Origin of the sequence: Actinophytocola algeriensis, from assembly GCF_014203735.1 — a bacterium.
Taxonomy (GTDB): domain Bacteria; phylum Actinomycetota; class Actinomycetes; order Mycobacteriales; family Pseudonocardiaceae; genus Actinophytocola; species Actinophytocola algeriensis.
In genome coordinates this window covers 1,228,249-1,243,315 of the sequence record NZ_JACHJQ010000002.1, presented here as the reverse complement: position 1 = coordinate 1,243,315, position 15,067 = coordinate 1,228,249, and the positions used below count along the sequence as shown (strand labels likewise).

14 protein-coding genes and 1 pseudogene are annotated in these 15,067 nt (G+C 68.7%); 5 read left to right on the top strand and 10 right to left on the bottom strand.

Going from position 1 to position 15,067, the window contains the following annotated elements; genetic code table 11:
- Positions 1-250: 250 nt before the first annotated feature.
- Together FHR82_RS47975 and FHR82_RS11855 are read right to left on the bottom strand one after the other, a co-directional pair.
- Positions 251-1,133 (bottom strand): annotated as a pseudogene (locus FHR82_RS47975) (transposase); the annotation flags it as partial.
- A gap of 318 nt (positions 1,134-1,451) precedes the next feature.
- Positions 1,452-1,850, bottom strand: coding sequence for a hypothetical protein (locus tag FHR82_RS11855; RefSeq protein WP_184810304.1), 399 nt, complete (start codon positions 1,848-1,850; stop codon positions 1,452-1,454).
- 140 nt (positions 1,851-1,990) lie between these two features.
- Between FHR82_RS11855 and FHR82_RS11850 the strand changes: the two genes are divergently transcribed.
- Positions 1,991-5,620 (top strand): nSTAND1 domain-containing NTPase, encoded by a 3,630-nt coding sequence (locus tag FHR82_RS11850; protein ID WP_184810303.1) that lies wholly within the window; start codon positions 1,991-1,993, stop codon positions 5,618-5,620.
- On the opposite strand, the gene FHR82_RS11845 is transcribed toward FHR82_RS11850, so the two are convergent.
- A complete protein-coding gene (locus FHR82_RS11845) occupies positions 5,610-6,056 on the bottom strand; it encodes a hypothetical protein (protein WP_184810302.1) in 447 nt (148 codons plus the stop codon). The genes FHR82_RS11850 and FHR82_RS11845 overlap by 11 nt on opposite strands.
- Between FHR82_RS11845 and FHR82_RS47970 the strand changes: the two genes are divergently transcribed.
- The 4 genes from FHR82_RS47970 to FHR82_RS11825 all read left to right on the top strand — a co-directional run bounded on the left by FHR82_RS47970 (position 5,999) and on the right by FHR82_RS11825 (position 8,222).
- Positions 5,999-6,556: an IS3 family transposase gene (locus FHR82_RS47970; RefSeq protein ID WP_376706402.1), complete on the top strand. Its 558-nt coding sequence runs from the start codon at positions 5,999-6,001 to the stop codon at positions 6,554-6,556. The two genes, FHR82_RS11845 and FHR82_RS47970, sit on opposite strands and share 58 nt — an antisense overlap.
- A 79-nt stretch (positions 6,557-6,635) precedes the next feature.
- Positions 6,636-6,854 carry a helix-turn-helix domain-containing protein gene (locus FHR82_RS47965; protein WP_376706401.1) on the top strand — a complete coding sequence of 73 codons (219 nt, stop codon included), beginning with the start codon at positions 6,636-6,638 and terminating at the stop codon, positions 6,852-6,854.
- A gap of 183 nt (positions 6,855-7,037) precedes the next feature.
- On the top strand, positions 7,038-7,427 hold the full coding sequence (locus FHR82_RS11830) for a nuclear transport factor 2 family protein (RefSeq protein ID WP_311771020.1): 390 nt from the start codon (positions 7,038-7,040) through the stop codon (positions 7,425-7,427).
- Between the two features lie 336 nt (positions 7,428-7,763).
- Positions 7,764-8,222: a TetR-like C-terminal domain-containing protein gene (locus FHR82_RS11825; RefSeq protein ID WP_184810300.1), complete on the top strand. Its 459-nt coding sequence runs from the start codon at positions 7,764-7,766 to the stop codon at positions 8,220-8,222.
- 451 nt (positions 8,223-8,673) lie between these two features.
- Here FHR82_RS11825 and FHR82_RS11820 read toward each other — a convergent pair whose 3' ends face one another.
- From FHR82_RS11820 to FHR82_RS11790, 7 genes are all read right to left on the bottom strand, one after another.
- Positions 8,674-9,213, bottom strand: coding sequence for a hypothetical protein (locus FHR82_RS11820; protein ID WP_184810299.1), 540 nt, complete (start codon positions 9,211-9,213; stop codon positions 8,674-8,676).
- Between the two features lie 818 nt (positions 9,214-10,031).
- Entirely contained in the window at positions 10,032-10,865 is an 834-nt protein-coding gene (locus FHR82_RS11815) for a CPBP family intramembrane glutamic endopeptidase (RefSeq protein ID WP_184810298.1), read from the bottom strand.
- A 279-nt stretch (positions 10,866-11,144) separates the two neighbouring features.
- On the bottom strand, positions 11,145-12,089 hold the full coding sequence (locus tag FHR82_RS11810; RefSeq protein ID WP_184810297.1) for an SDR family oxidoreductase: 945 nt from the start codon (positions 12,087-12,089) through the stop codon (positions 11,145-11,147).
- 53 nt (positions 12,090-12,142) lie between these two features.
- Entirely contained in the window at positions 12,143-12,766 is a 624-nt protein-coding gene (locus FHR82_RS11805; RefSeq protein ID WP_184810296.1) for an NADPH-dependent F420 reductase, read from the bottom strand.
- Positions 12,767-12,873: 107 nt separating this feature from the next.
- Positions 12,874-13,233, bottom strand: a complete 360-nt coding sequence (locus tag FHR82_RS45950) for a hypothetical protein (RefSeq protein ID WP_225943770.1) — start codon at positions 13,231-13,233, stop codon at positions 12,874-12,876.
- A 125-nt stretch (positions 13,234-13,358) separates the two neighbouring features.
- Entirely contained in the window at positions 13,359-13,982 is a 624-nt protein-coding gene (locus FHR82_RS11795; protein WP_184810295.1) for an NADPH-dependent F420 reductase, read from the bottom strand.
- Between the two features lie 220 nt (positions 13,983-14,202).
- Positions 14,203-14,937 carry an SDR family NAD(P)-dependent oxidoreductase gene (locus FHR82_RS11790; protein WP_184810294.1) on the bottom strand — a complete coding sequence of 245 codons (735 nt, stop codon included), beginning with the start codon at positions 14,935-14,937 and terminating at the stop codon, positions 14,203-14,205.
- Positions 14,938-15,067 lie beyond the last annotated feature (130 nt).

The window sequence follows — 15,067 nt, the reverse complement described above, 5'->3', positions numbered from 1 at the left end:
GTTGGTTGGGTTGTCCGGTGGGGCGTCCTGGGCCTGGTCGGGTGGGTTTCGGTGCGCTGGCTGGTGTACCGATTGTTGTGCGGAGGTGCCGAAACCCGCGGTGGACCCGGGCCGGGGTCAGTCGGCCAGGGCGGGCGGTTTCTCCCAGGGGGCGTAGGTCCGCGGTGAGATCGCGGGCGAGACGGAGTTGGGTGTAGGCGGCCAGGAGCAGCCAGGTCCAGCGATCGCCCTGCTCGGGCGTGCGGAGTTTCGGCGTGGTCCAGCCGAGGGTTTGTTTGAGCATGCGGAAGGTGTGCTCGATGTCGAACCGCCGCAGGAACGCTTGCCAGAGAAGGTCAACCACCGTGGCATCGAGATCGGTGGCGGAATGCCAGAGCCAGACCGGTTTCGGGATCGCGCCGGATGGCAGCCGGTCGACCTCGAGGCGGATCACGGTTCCCTCGATGATGGGGAGCTTCCCGAGGTGGGTTGTCCAGGCGGTGCGGTGGGTCAGGCGTGGGTGCAGCCGGTTCCAGGCGCGGGCCAGTGCTGGGCCGTAAAGCCGGGTGTCAGTACGTGTGGTCACGTCCGGCTCGCTCCAGGTGGCGGGGTCACCGAAGACGAACTCGTCGCCGTGGCGGCGAGGCCGCCCCATGGTGCCCGGCAGGCGCGCTGGCGTGGAGCGGCGTAGCACTCGGTCCGAGCGCATCCGAACCAGCACGACCACTGGCAGGTCCGCCAACAGGAACGCGAGCCGGGGACCGTCATAGCCCGCGTCGGCCACCAGCAGGATTTCTCGGTCGCCGGGCTGGCGCGGTCCAGGAGCTGCGGCCGGTCTCCAACGCCACGACGATCGAGTAGGGCCAGCCGGGCACCATGATGTGGGTGTCTTTGCCGCGTCCGTAGGTATGGCACAGGATCCGCTTCGGCGAGGTATGCGCCTCCGGACGCAGCCAGCAGGTGACATCGACCGCCAACACCAGCCGGCCATCCGCCGCCCGCGGCAACGGCCCAGCCGCCAGAGCACGTCGCAGCCGGTCGGCGTCCACCCGGCCACGCGCCAGGCCCGCATACAGGCTGCCGTGTCCGCGACGGTGTTCACCTACCAGGGACAACTCCGGCAACGACCGCACCGGCCCGTCCGCGCACAACACCGCATCGACCAGCTCGAACAACGCATCTCCCCGCCTGGACAAGCACCGGTAAAGCTCCTGGCGGAAGCGGGTGAGGTCCCCGGACACACCGGCAGAGCCGGTGTCGTGCACACTGATCAACAGAAGCCCTTGGTCGTGGTCGTCCTTCTGTCGCAGAGGAATGATCAACCAAGGGCTTCGTCCATGATCTACAGGGGTCAGCCATCAGGCCCAGCACGTTAAACTCAAGCTAGTCGCCGCCCGTACATCTCCCCTCATACCCAAAGCACACGGCCGCCGCCTCCCCCAGGAAGGCGGCGGCCGTCGGCGATCAGGTGATCAGGCTGCGTAGTGACCGCTGTTGGCGCCGGCGGTGCTGAACTGGAATCCGAATCGTGTGCCGTCTTTCACGCCGGTGGCGACCACGGTCCAGGCGCTGGGTTTGGTCAATGTCCACTTAAGTTGGCAAGACATCCCACCCTGAGAGGGGAGAAAACAGACCTTTACGTTTCGTTGTGCGGCAGTGAGGATGTTGATGTCGCCGCAGTTCGACGTCGTTGTGAACCAGTTTCTGGGGAATCCGCTGGGCGCGTACGCCTCGTCCATGTACTTGTTGTAGGGCTTCGCGTTGTCGTAGCAGCCCTGGACGGTGAGGGTGTCCGCGGTGGCCACACCGCCTCCGCTGATCAGGCTGGCCGCCGTGATGACCCCGGCCAGCAACACGAGAATCTTGCGCACAATCGCTCCCTTTCGGTCGTGTACCTGCTGTGTCTAGCGCGGATCCGTTGTGCACGATCGGTCGCTGGACGGTGCACAACGGATCGTGCACAATCGCAGTGGGGGACGGGGGTAGCGCATTGCCGCGTGGGGAACGCCCATTGGGCGACGAGGACGACGTACTACGGCGGTTCGCGGGGGATCTTCGGAGGTTGCGGGCCAAGGCCGGGCAGCCGTCGTACCGGGAGCTCGGCGCGCGGGCGCATGTGTCCGCTTCGGCGTTGTCGGCGGCGGCGGGTGGGCAGAAACTGCCCAGCCTGGCGATCACGCTGGCTTATGTCCGTGCCTGTGACGGTGATGCCGGGGAATGGGAACAACGCTGGCACGAGGTCGCCGCCGACATCGCCCGGCAGAAGGAACCTGAGCCGCCCGACCCGGACGCGCGGGCGCCTTATGTGGGTTTGAGCGCGTTCCAGGAACGTGACGCGGACCTGTTCTTCGGCAGGCAGGATCTCGTCGACAAGCTGAGCAAACGGGTCCGTGCACATCGGCTCGTCGCCGTGGTCGGCGCCTCGGGTGCGGGGAAGAGTTCGCTGCTGCGGGCGGGGTTGCTGCCGCAACTGCGGGCCGGGGAGTCGGTCGTCATCACGATGACGCCGGGGCAGCACCCGGTCGAGGAATGTGCGATCCAGTTCGCCGCCCCGCTCGGCGCGGGCCCGGCCATGCTGGCCGGCGAACTGGCCGAGGGGCCGCGTGGTCTGCACCGGCTGGTGCGGCAGGCGCTCAGCAACCGGCCGGACGACGCCGAGGTGATCATCGTCGTCGACCAGTTCGAGGAAGTCTTCACGCTCTGCCGCGACCAGCGGGAACGCTCCCGGTTCATCGAGTCGCTCGTGACCGCGGCGGCCGAGGAGAACAGCCGGGTGCGGATCGTCCTGGGGATTCGCGCCGACTTCTACGGCCGCTGCAGCCGGTACCCGGAACTGGTCGAGGTGCTGCAGAACCACCAGGTGGTGGTCGGCCCGATGTCGGGACAGGAACTGCGCGACGCGATCACGAAACCCGCGACGCGCGTCGGCTGCTCGGTGGAATCCGCTTTGCAGGCCACCCTGTGCACCCACGCCGACGGCGAGACCGGTGTCCTGCCACTGCTTTCCCACGCGCTCCGCGAAACCTGGCTGCGGCGCAGAGGGAACTCCCTGTCACTGGCAGGTTTCCAGGCGGCCGGTGGCATCGACGGTGCCCTGCGGCAGACCGCGGAAGCGGTGTACGACTCGTTCGAACCCCGTCAGCAGCAGGTGGCGGCCGCGTTGTTCCTGCGGCTGACCGCGCTGGGTGAGGGCACCGAGGACACCAAACGCCGTGTCACCCGCGCCGAACTCGACAGCCAGGACGCGGATCTCGCCCTGGTACTGGAACGACTCGCGGCCGCGCGGCTGCTCACCCTCGACCGTGACACCGTCGAGATCGCCCACGAGGCACTGATCGGCTCCTGGCCCCGGCTGCGCGAGTGGCTGACGGAGGACCGCGAAGCACTGCACCTGCACCGGCGGCTGACCGAGGCCGCAGCCGACTGGGACAGCCACGAGCGGGACCCGGGACTGCTCTACCGCGGTGCCCGGCTGTCCGCATGGGAACGGCGACCCGACACCGTGCTCAACGACCGTGAGCAGGCGTTCCTCGAAGCCGGCAGGGCCGGGGCGCGCCGTGAGCAGGCGGCCGCACGGCGTCGCAGGAACGTGCTCGTCATGAGCCTGAGCTGTGCGCTGGTGGTGGTCAGCCTCCTCGCCGGGCTGGCCGTCGTGCAGGCGGGCCGGGTGGCGGCCGAACGCGATCTGGCCGAGCACCGCAGGCAGGTGGCCACCGCCCGCGCCGAACTGGCCAGGCAGCCGGAACTCGGGCTGTCACTGGCCATGAAGGCGTTCGACACGTCGCCGTCGGCGGAGGCGGCGGCGGTGCTGCGCCAGGCGGTGGCCGACTCCCGGGGCCGCGTCGGGCTGGACACCGGCCAGGGCGACCTCTCCGGCCTCGACGTGAGTGCCAGCGGCGCCAAGCTGGCGAGTGCCGGCTTCGACGGCACGGTCCGGATCTGGGATCGCGACGGGGACGTGCTCGGCAGGAAACCGACGGTCCTGACCACCGGCGGCCCGGTCGCCGGGGTCGACTTCAGCCCCGACGACCGGCTGCTGGCCACCGTGGGTTCGGATGGCGCGGCCACGGTGTGGGACGTCGGTTCCGGTGCCCGGCAGCGCACCTTCCCCGGCCACACCGGGAACGTGAACGCCGTGGCGTTCGGCCCGTCCGGGCAGCTGGCGACCGGTGGTGACGACGGCACGGTTCGCCTGTGGGCGCCGGCGGCCACCGCGCCGAGGGTGCTCACCGTGCCCGGCCGGGTGCTGAGCCTGGCGTTCGACCCGAGCGGGCAGCGGCTCGCGGTCGGCGGGGACGACCGGGTGATCCGCGTCTGGCCGGTCGCGACGACGGCCGGGCCCGAGGTGCTGACCGGCCACACCCACCACGTGAAGGCGCTGGCCTTCAGCCACGACGGTCAGCTGGCCAGCGCGGGCCGGGACGGCTCGCTGCGGGTATGGCAGCTCGGCGGCGAGGGGCCGCCGACGGTGTTCGACAGCCAGACCAGCGAACTCACGTCGGTGGCGTTCGGACCGGACGGCCGTTCGATCGTGACCGGCGGCGGTGACGGTGCGCTCCGGCTCTGGGACACGACCGCGCGCACCGACCCGTTCGTGCTGCGCGGGCACGAGGGCGGGGTCGCGGGGGTGCGGTTCGCCCCCGACGGCACACGCCTGATCAGCGCCGGGGTCGACGGCACCCTGCGCGTGTGGGATCCCGCAGGCGGCGAGGTGCTCGCGCTGCCCGACGGCCATTGGGGTCCCGCGATGGACACGGCCGTCACCCCGGACGAGAAGACCGTGGTCAGCGGCGGCTACGACGGGACCGTGCGGGTCTGGCGTACCGCGTCCGACGAGGCACCGACGGTCCTCCGGGGCGGTCCGGCCACGGTGCTCGGTGTCGCCGTCAGCGCCGACGGCCGCCGGGCCGCCGCGCTCGCCGAGGACTGGGTCATCCGGGTGTGGGACACCGGGAGCGGCAGGGTGCTGTTCAGCCAACCGTCGAGCCCGGACGCGCTGGGAGTGGCGCTGAGCCCGGACGGCCTTCTGGTGTCGGGCTCCGGCCCGGACGGGTTCCCGCGCCTGTGGCGGGTCGGCGAGTCCACCCGGCCAACGGTGCTGCGCGGTCACCGGCATTTCGTGCGCCGCACGGCGTTCAGCGCCGACGGAAGGCGGCTGGTGAGCGCGTCCGACGACGGCACCCTGCGTGTCTGGGACACCAGGACGGGTGCGCTGCGACGGGTGCTGGACGCGGACCGGAGCATGCGGAACGCGGAGTTCAGCCGGGACGGCACCCGGATCGTCGCCGGGGCACAGGACGGGACGGTGCTGCTGTGGGACGCCGCCAGGCCGCCTGTCGTCCTGCGTGGGCACGAGGGTGAGGTGTGGGACGTGGCGTACAGCCCGGACGGCCGGTGGGTCGCGAGCACGGGCAGCGACAAGACGGTCAGGTTCTGGCCCGTCGGCGCGGGTCAGGCGCCGGTCGTCATGCGCTGGAGCGGGCCGATGGCGCCGTCGGTCACCTACGGCCGCGACGCGCAGCGCCTGGTCAGCGCCCACGCCGACGGGGTGACACGGCTGTGGACCTGCGAACCCTGCGCACCCATCGAACGGGTCCGGGCACTGGCCGGGGAACGAACCGAGCGAGGGTTCATGGGGTGAAGAACCGCGCGAGCACGACCGCGAACGCCAACGGGTCGGCGACGTGCGACTGGCCCTCGACGACCCGGCGTTCGCCGTTGGGGAGCGCGGCCACGATCGCGTCGGCTGCCTGGTCGAAGAACCCGGGTCGCAGCCCACCCATGTGCGGATCAGGAACCCCGCCGGTCGCCACCAGAGTCGGCTGCGTGATGGCGGCCAGCCGGGCGACGGGCGGCGGCCCGGCACCGAGGCAGGCCGCGTCGTGGGCGAGGGTGGGGGAGAGCGCCAGCAGACCGGGCCAGAACGAGGAGCCACGCGCCGCGGCGATGTCGTCGTCGGACGAGCCTGCGAGCCACATGAACAGGGCGATCGCGTCCGCACGCCGGTCGTCCGCGAGGGCTGCGGTCAACCGGTCGACGTACTCCGACCAGTGCTTCACCATCACGTCGTCACCCATGTAGGGGACCTCGTACACGGCGACCTGGCCGCCGGCAAGCGGCCCGTGCCGCCGGCGACGACTGTCTGGCCGCCCGGATCCGCGTGATCCACCGCGACTCGGCCGGCACCTGCGGCGTCCCGCGTGTCACCGCCCAGTTGCGTGAGGCCGGGCACCTGGTCAACCACAAACGCGTCGCCAGGATGCGCGGGATCGTTTGTCCGGGCTGCGGCTGCACCGTCGGCACCGTCGGCACCGCACCCCGATCGGCGATTCAGCTGCGGCAAAGGTCTCCGATCTGCTCGGGCGGAATTTCCGGTTCCTCGGCAGGCCGCCCTGGGGAGAAGGTGTGGTCACGACTGCTTCGATCCTCTTCGCCATGGCTGAGCAGGACTTCAGGTGAGGGGCGGATTCACCCGGTCGGTGCAACACCTGTTCGTGAGGTGAGGCGTGATGAGGGGTCGTCCTGGGTTGCCGGTCGAGGTTCGGCGTCGGTTCTGATCTGGGATTCGTGCTGGTGAGGTGGTTGAGCACGCCGCGTGTGGGGCCGGTGTGTCGAAGGCGGTGGCGTGGCGGTGGTTCCGCCAGGCTGGTGGTGTGATGCCTGAGGCTGTGCCTGTTGCCGGGGAATTGACCGCACGGTTGTCTTTCGCGGAGCGGGAGGAGATCAGCTGTCGGCGGGCCGCTGGCGGGGGTGTCCGCGAGATCGCTCGTGTGCTGGGTCGCGCGCCGTCCACGATCAGCCGCGAGTTGTCCCGGGGCAACGCCAAGGTGTCCGGGCAACGGGGGAAGCTCAACGCACGTTTTGCTCAGGTGTAAGGGGCCTAGCCAGATGTGGTTACCCAGGTGTGCTGGTCATTGGCCTCGGCATCGAGCACCGCAAGGTCGTGAGGAGGTTTCGCACAATCTCGCACAGGTCACGCCTCTCGAGGTTTGTGTTCTCGAGCCGGTCCTTGCTGCTTTCGGCAGAACGCCGCGCCCCGGCGGCTGGGGTGCGGCACAGTGGAGCGGGTGATGAACATGGACGACCCCGTCGCGTCTCTGAGAACTGCTGAGCGCCGTTTGCAGGCCGCGCAGTTGGCCTCGGACGTGCCGGTACTGATTGAGTTGCTCGCCGACGACGTGCTGTTCACCGGGCCGGACGGGTCCTTGCTCACGAAGGAGGACGACCTGGCGGCTCACCGGTCCGGGCAGCAGGTCCTGACCAGCGTCGAGGAGGAGGATCTGCGCGTGCTGGCCGGGCCGCACCTCGGGGTCACCTGGTTCCTTGGCTCGGTGGCGGGCACCGTCGGCGGACAGCCCTTCGCTGTCCGGATGCGCTACACCCGGACGTGGGCCAACACCCCGGCGGGCTGGCAGGTCGTCGCCGCGCACGCCTCCCTGGTTGCCTGAGTCACCGCGTGTGCTGCGGAAATCTGCTCCCGACCAGCGCTGATCGCAGGGTCGTGGCCCGTTGTTCCCGGTGAGGTCGTGGCATGCGGCACGACCGTGAACAGGTTGACGCCCTCGTACAGCTCCAGAACACGCCGCTTGGTTTCCTGCGTGGTGAACTGCAACCCCGTGTGGTCTGGGACGTGACGTCACGGCGGGTGGGCTCGGCCGCACCCCAACTGTTCACATCGCGGTATCAACCGTCTCGTCACAGTCGCTTTGGAGGTACTGGAGCGGGAGGGTGTCGCCGCCCTGACCGTCCGGCGCATCGCCAGCGAGGTTGAGTAGACGGCGCCGATGGTCTACCAGCATTTCGTGAACAGGGACGCCTTGTTGCTGGCCCTGGTCGAGATCGGCCACGAGCGTCTGCGCCTGCGGATGGCCGAGGCGGTTCGCGATGTGACCGACAGCGACCTTCGACTGATCGAGGCCGCGCGGTGCTATGTGGCGTTCGCCGCCGGCAGCCCGCACCTGTACCGGTTGATGAACGACACCTTCGTCGATGCCGAAGAACGTTTCCGGGCCGCCACCCCCGTGATCGAACTGGTCGTCGGATTGGTGGCCACGTGGGCCGCGAACCAGGGCATCGCCGTGCGTGATCCTTTGCAGACCTGCGAGCTCGCCCGGGGGATGTTGCACGGCGTCGCCGGTCTGGGGCAGTTGGGCCCCGTCGGTTCCCCCAGAGCTGTCCAGCTGGCCGAACAAGGCATGCAAGCCCTGACCCTGGTCTGGCGCACTCGGCCCGACCTGGCCTGAGCGTGGTGTGTGCTCGTCAGCGGTCGACGAGGGTCGGGACCGCGGCGTTGCCGGCTGATGGTGCCAGATCAGTTCCTCGAGTTGCCGGAGGATGGTCGCGGGCGGAACCGCCTGCGGTCGGGCGAAACGGCGAGAAGCGTGTCGACGGACTGTGCGACGGCACGACCACGATGTCGTGCCCGGCCATCAGCGCCGCCATGGTCGCCGGTGTCTGCGGGCGGTCATCACGGAGATGCCGAGGTGCTCGCCGAGCAGCCGTTCGATGATCTTTCCTGTGGTTTGTCCGCGCCCGCGTTCGTGGCGGTGAACACGAGGTCGACGTCCTGCTCGATTGATGTCGCTGGGTGCTCCAGGCCGACCCCGGTCCCTGCCGGTTCCGGTGGGCGTCAGAGTCCGTGCGGAATCGACGGACCCCACCGCCTACCTGTCTGCCCGGCCGCGTTGGTGCCGGTCAAGTCAACTGGGTGATGACGATCGTGGCGGGGCCGTTGGTCGCGGTGACGCCTTGTGGGGTGAGACATTGCGCGGGTGTCGTGTTGAGCAGGGCGGCGGTCATGACGACGGTGGCGCCGGTGAACCTGCCCGCGGTCACCGTTCCCTGGTAGACCACGACGACCTCGTTGGCGGGCCGTTGGGCGATGATGCCTATGGCGGTCACGGTGGTGGTCTCGCCGGTGTTCCAGGTGATGGTGACCGTGATGGCGAAGCTGCCGGCGAGGCAGGACACGACGCTGGTCGCGTTCGCCTGGTAGCCGCCGGAGGTGATCGCCGGTGAACCAGTCGAGACGCAGGGTTCGTAGTGGGCGCTGGAGGAGACCGCGACGGTCCTCGGTTGGAGGGTGACACCGGGCTGGTAGGTGTTGGTGCCGGTGCCGGTGCACGACAACAGCTCGGTATCGGCCGTGCTGACCGTCGGCGCCACCACCGCTGTCGCGGCGGCCATGACCAGCGTGATCACCGCAGAGACGAACCGGCTCCTGTTTTTTCTCATCGACAGAACCCTCCTTGGCGAAACTCATGGCCACGCCCTGGAACAGCCCGTCGGTCACGAACGCAGCCCCATGAATTCCCCGCGAACTTCACGGACAATCCCCCGAGTGTCACAGCGCGGCGCCCGGCGTTCAATCGGCCGAAAGAATCGAACCGACACACTCTCGGTGGGTGGCGATGGTGCCGTGAGGGGGTTCCGTCGGCCGGGGCCAGGCGAGCCGGGCGGAATGTTCCTCCGACCGGCCTCCACGTCGCCAATTCCCAGCACGACCGGACAGTGTCATGCTCGACCCATGGAGACCGATGACTTCCGCGGCCGACTCGTTCCCGGCGCCGAGCTTCGCGGAACCACTTTCCCGGCGGGGCATTACCGGGAATAGACCTGCACGGTGCGGACCTCCGCGGCGCGGACCTCAGCGACGTCACCGACGGCTTCTTCAGCGTGGAGCCGCCGTGGGCGGCGTACCGGTCGAAGCCGAGCTCGTCCCGCATGAGCCGGTGCCAGACCTGGTGAGTCTGGAGCGTCGGCGGGAGGGCCAGACGTCGCGGCGAGAACGCGTAGCCGGGCAGCGAGGGGACGACGACCGTGAACGCGTCGGACGCGTCGCCGCCGTGCTTCGACGGCTCCGCGAGACGCCGGGCGAGGTCGGTGAGCTCCAGGAAAGTGCTGGGCCAGCCGTGGGTCAGGACGATCGGCAGGGACGTCATGTCTGCGGAGCCTCGCCGTTTGTCGCAGGCGTTTCGGCGGGAGTGCGATCGGCAGATCCCGGGCGTGACGTCGAGCTGTCGCCACCGGTCCAGGACCCCGCCGGAGTTTGGTCACCGGGAGAGGCTGGCGGCCACGTCCGAACGGGCCGAGCGACGGACGGGGACCACGTGGCCATGCCGGTAGGCCAGCCACATGAACACGCCGGTGGCCAGCACGCCGAACACCACCGCGTAGATACTGCCCTCCGGTCCGAAGTCGCCGCCCGTGACCAGCGCGGGACCCGACATCGTCGCGTCCAGCAGGCCCTGCGCGGTGTTGCTGCCGGACACCTCGGTGCTGAAGATGGCGCTCGCGGCGATGTTCCAGCCGAAGTGCAGACCGATCGGCACCCACAGCTTGCGGGTGGCGATGTACGCGGCGGTCAGCATCCCACCTGCCTCGATGGCGATAGCGATGGCACCCCACAGGGTGGCGTTTGCGTTGAGCAGGTGGATCAGGCCGAACAGCGAGCCGGTCAGCGCGAGCGCGATCCAGGTTCCGGTCCAGCGCTCGACGTTCCGGAACAGGACACCGCGGAAGACCAGCTCCTCGGTCACGGCGGCACCCGCCATGACACCGAGCAGGGCGACGGCGCTCGCCGGCGTGCCCAGGCCGTTGATCGTGTAGTCACCGAAGAAGGCGATGTTCGCGATGACTGCCCCGAACAGCGCGATGCCGAGCAGCGTGCCCCAGCTGATTCCGGCACCTGCTCCCTTCAGCGACACCTCGACGGGGGCCCGGTGCTCGGTTCGCCGCACCACCCAGCCGTAGACCAGGACCGCGACGACAGCCGTCAGCAGGCCAGCGACGAGCGCCAGCCAGGGGTTGTCCTTCACCGCAGCCGTGCCCAGATTGCCAAGGATCCAGACCGCCGCAACCGCCAAGAGCTGCCATACCAGACGCACGATGACTCCTTTGTGAGAGTCCGCGGCGGGAGCGCCGCGGAGTACATCGACAAATATGGATTCGCCCGTCCGGAATTATCACCGCACGGTTGACACTCGCAGGTAGCGCGTTCGGCAGAACTCGCCCGCAGCACTCCTCACAACCTGGATACCAGCCCCCGGACCCACCCCGTTCCAGAGTGCGGTCGACGCGTGACCGCAGCTTGAACGTGACGGATTATCAGCACTATCCGCAACTATATGGGAGCGCTCCCGCAGATGGTGTTCACAATACGTTGTTCAGTCGGCGGAGAAGTAGTGGCCGTTGTCCAGATCGGCGAGGAGGCCGGGCTGGCCGGGTTCCCAGCCGAGGGTCCGGCGGGTGATGAGGTTGGACGTCGGGTAGCTCTGCGTGGCTACGTTCGCGAGGAACCCGAAATTTCCCGGCAGCATCAGTTCGTCCAGGGGCACGCTCACGGCGGGCAGACCCAGGCGGCTGCCGATGGCCGCGGCGATCTCGCGGAACGGAATGCCCCCGTCCTCAACTGCGTGCCAGTAGTTGCCGGCAGGGCCCTTCTCCAGCGCCATGCGGAACAAGGCGGCCCCATCGCGGACGTGCACGGCGTTCCACAGGTTCGCGCCGTCGCCGGGGTAACCGGCGAAGCCCTTCTCCTTCGCCAGGGCGATCAGCGTGGGGAGGAAGCCGGCACGATCGGTCGTGCTGTGCGCGATATTGGCAATCCGCACAACCGAAGACCGCACTCCCCGCTCGGCGAGGCCGATGACGGCGGTCTCCACGACGTTACGAGCCCGCAGGGTTCCCTTGTGCTCATCACCGACGGGAAGGGCCGGGTCCTCCTCGGTGGCCGGTCGGCCCAGGTCCCGCCCGGTCCCGGGCGAGCCGATGCTCCCCGCCGCGACCAACGGCTTCCCGGTTCCCGCGAGCGCCTCGCCGTACGCGAGCATGATCGGGATCTCCGCGGCGGCCACGGCGTCGATCCCGCCGGACGGAAGCAGGTCTTGCCTGTGCGCGACGTGGATGACGCCGTCCGAGTCTGCCGCCGCCTCCTTGAGTCCGTCGAGGTCCTGGAGGTCGCCGCGGCGGACCTTCGCGCCGAGCGCGGAGAGCGCCGCCGCGGCTGTGTCCGACCGGGCCAGGCCGGTGACCTCGTGCCCGGCGGTGACGAGCTCGGGAATGATGTACGAACCGGAATGGCCGGTCCCGCCAGTGACGAAGACGCGCACGCGACTGCTCCTTGTGAGTGATGCGGCGGAAGAATTGGTGGTGTGGGGTGCGCTCAGGCGGGGAAGTCGACGCCGAGGGCGACGTCGAAGGTTCCCGCGCCGTGGCGGGCCAGGCCCATCAGCAGCGGCCCGACCCCTTCCAGCCAGCGAGCCATCTCCAGGCCGCCGACGTCGAGGGGACGCAGTCCGAGGCTCTCGATGAACACCGACACGCTCGCCTTGGCGCCCGCGTCATCTCCGGCGAAGAACACGTCCAACGGACGCTCCTGGACCAGGACGTGGCCGAAGACGGTGTTGAACGCCTTCACGACGTACGCGCTCGCCGGGGCCGCCTTGGCGATCTCCTGCGCACCTGACGTGCCCTCAGGAGTGAGCAGGCCGGTGGCGTCGGCGTCGAAGGTGTTGGAGATGTCGATGATGATCTTGCCGGCCAGTGCATCCCCGTACCGGGCGACGACCGGCACAGCGCTGGTGTACGGCACGGCGAGGACGACGATGTCGCCCACAGGGACCGTGCCGAAGGTCCCCGCCGTGGTTCCGGTGCCGAGTTCGGCGGCCAGGCCCTTGGCCTTGGCCGGGTCGCGACCGATGAGTTCGACGGAGTTGCCGCCCGCGACCGCGCGTGCGGCGATGGCGTGGGCCATGCCCCCGAGGCCGATGAAACTGATGCTGCTCATGGTGAGTGCTCTCTTCCTTGGGGGGTCGTTCCTCAGGTGGCCGTTTCTTCGGCGGTCACAACCGGCCGGTACGCGCGATCACCTGGCCGGCGAAGTCGAGCAGCTGGTCAAGGCTGGTGAACATCGCGGAAGGCATCGAAGTACGCCTCGTCAACACCGGCCTCGGCGTACCGCTGCAACTTGTCCGCGACCGAGTCGACGGACGTGCCCGGTTCGAGGTTGATCCGCATGGCCGTCTTCAGTGCGTCGGGATCGCGGCCGGCGTCCTCCGCCGCTCGACGCGCGATCGACCACAGGCGGTCGGCGCCCTCGTCCTGACTGTTGGCCGAAGGGGCGGGCGCCGGCCCGTCGACCCCGAGCCAGCCGACCCCGCAGCGGCCGTCCTCGAGTCCGCGGCTGAATTCACTCAGGCCAGCAGCACTGCTGACGGCGGGCCCGGCAATGGGAATCACGAACCCGAGCTTCATCGCGAGATGTCTCCTTTGACAGGATCTTTCGCCAACATTGATGTCCGACATCAGCGAGTCGGTGGTCCATCAACCATTGTCAGGGCGTCCGGCACCCCTGTTCGCCGACTGCTCGGCCACGGGGTTCAGCCGGTAAATTCGTTGACGCCGAGGGCGAAGTCCCAGTGGCCGACCCCGTTGCCGGCGAGGCCCATCGTGACCACGCCCATTCCTTCCAGCCAGTGCGCCATTTTCAGGCCGCCGACGTCCAGCGGGCGCAGCTCGAGGCTTTCGATGAATGCCGACACGCCCGCCTTGGCCTGAGCATCGTCGCCAGCGATGAAGACGTTGGGCCGGCCATTCTCCAGGACATTGCGGAAGATGGTGTTGAATGCCTTCACCACGCTGGCGCCGGCCGGGGCCACCTTGGCGACTTCCTGCGCGATCGAGGTCTCCTCGCTGTGGGCCAGTCCGTCGAACGTGGCGTTGAAGGGGTTGCTGATGTCGACGATGACCTTGTCCGCGAGGGCGTCTCCGTACTCGGCGACGACCGGAACGACACCGTCGTACAACAGGGCCGTGATGACGATGTCGCCAGCCGGGACGGCGCCCCACTTGCCCGTCGTCGCGCCGCCGCCCAGAGCCTTGGCCAGATCATCGGCCTTGGACTGATCGCGTCCCACGACCTCGACGGTGTTGCCGCCCGCCACCGCGAGCGTGCCGATGGCACGGGCCATGTTCCCCGTACCGATGAGGGTGATGCTGCTCATGAGGTGTGCTCTCTTCCAGTTTCTCGAGGTGTCGCTCTGTCTCGTTCGTGCCGGGGCAGGCGCAGGGCGTCGGCCGTCACGTTCCCGGCCACCGCCGCGCTTTCCTGACATTTCCGGCTCGTCTTCCGCCGGTGGATTGGGATGCGTGAACCTGCCGCCATTCCCAGGAGGGTCAGGTCAGGGACATGGGACGAGGGCGTCCCGTGATCTGATGTGTGGTTCAGATGGCGGTGGTGCCGCCGTCGGTGACAAGTTCCAGGCCGTTGACGTAGCTGGAGTCGTCGGAGGCGAGGAACAGGGCGACGGTGGCGATTTCTTCGGGGCGGCCCATCTTTCCGCGGGGGATGAGGGATTCGAATGCGGCCTTGGTTGCCTCGTCGAACAGTTCTTCCTGTTTGGCGGTGGCGACCTGGCCGGGGGTGAGGACGTTGACCCGGATCTTGCGGTCGCGCAGTTCGTTGAGCCAGACGCGGGCCCAGGCCTGCTGGACGGCTTTGCTTCCCGCGTAGAGGCTCCAGCCGGGGAAGGCGCCGAGGGAGGCGCTGGATCCGGTCATGAAGATCGAGCCGTTGTCGTTGATCAGCGGCAGTGCTTTCTGCACGGTGAACAGGGTGCCGCGCGCGTTGAGCCAGAAGGCGCGGTGGAACTGTTCCTCGGTGATCTCGCCGAGGACGGCGGGTTCGCCCATCCCGGCGCTGGCCCACAGCACGTCGATCGAGCCCTTTTCCCGCTTGACGGTGTCGTACAAGCGCTCCAGGTCACCCAGTTCGGCCGCGTCACCCTGAACGGCGGTGACGTTGCGGCCGATCAGCTTGACGGCGTCGTCCAGCGCTTCCTGCCGCCGGGCCTGGATGAAGACGTGCGCTCCTTCCTCGACGAACAGTTTGGCGCCGGCCAGTGCCATACCGGTAGATCCACCGGTGATCACCGCTACCTTGCCATCGAGCTTTCCCACGATCACACCTTTGAATTTATGGGTTTCTGAGACAGGAACGGAAGAGGCCCGATTCTTGATGTGCTCATCCCGGTTTTGGGCCCTGCTATCAAATACCGATCCCGAATTCTTGTACCGAGTTCTCTCGGCC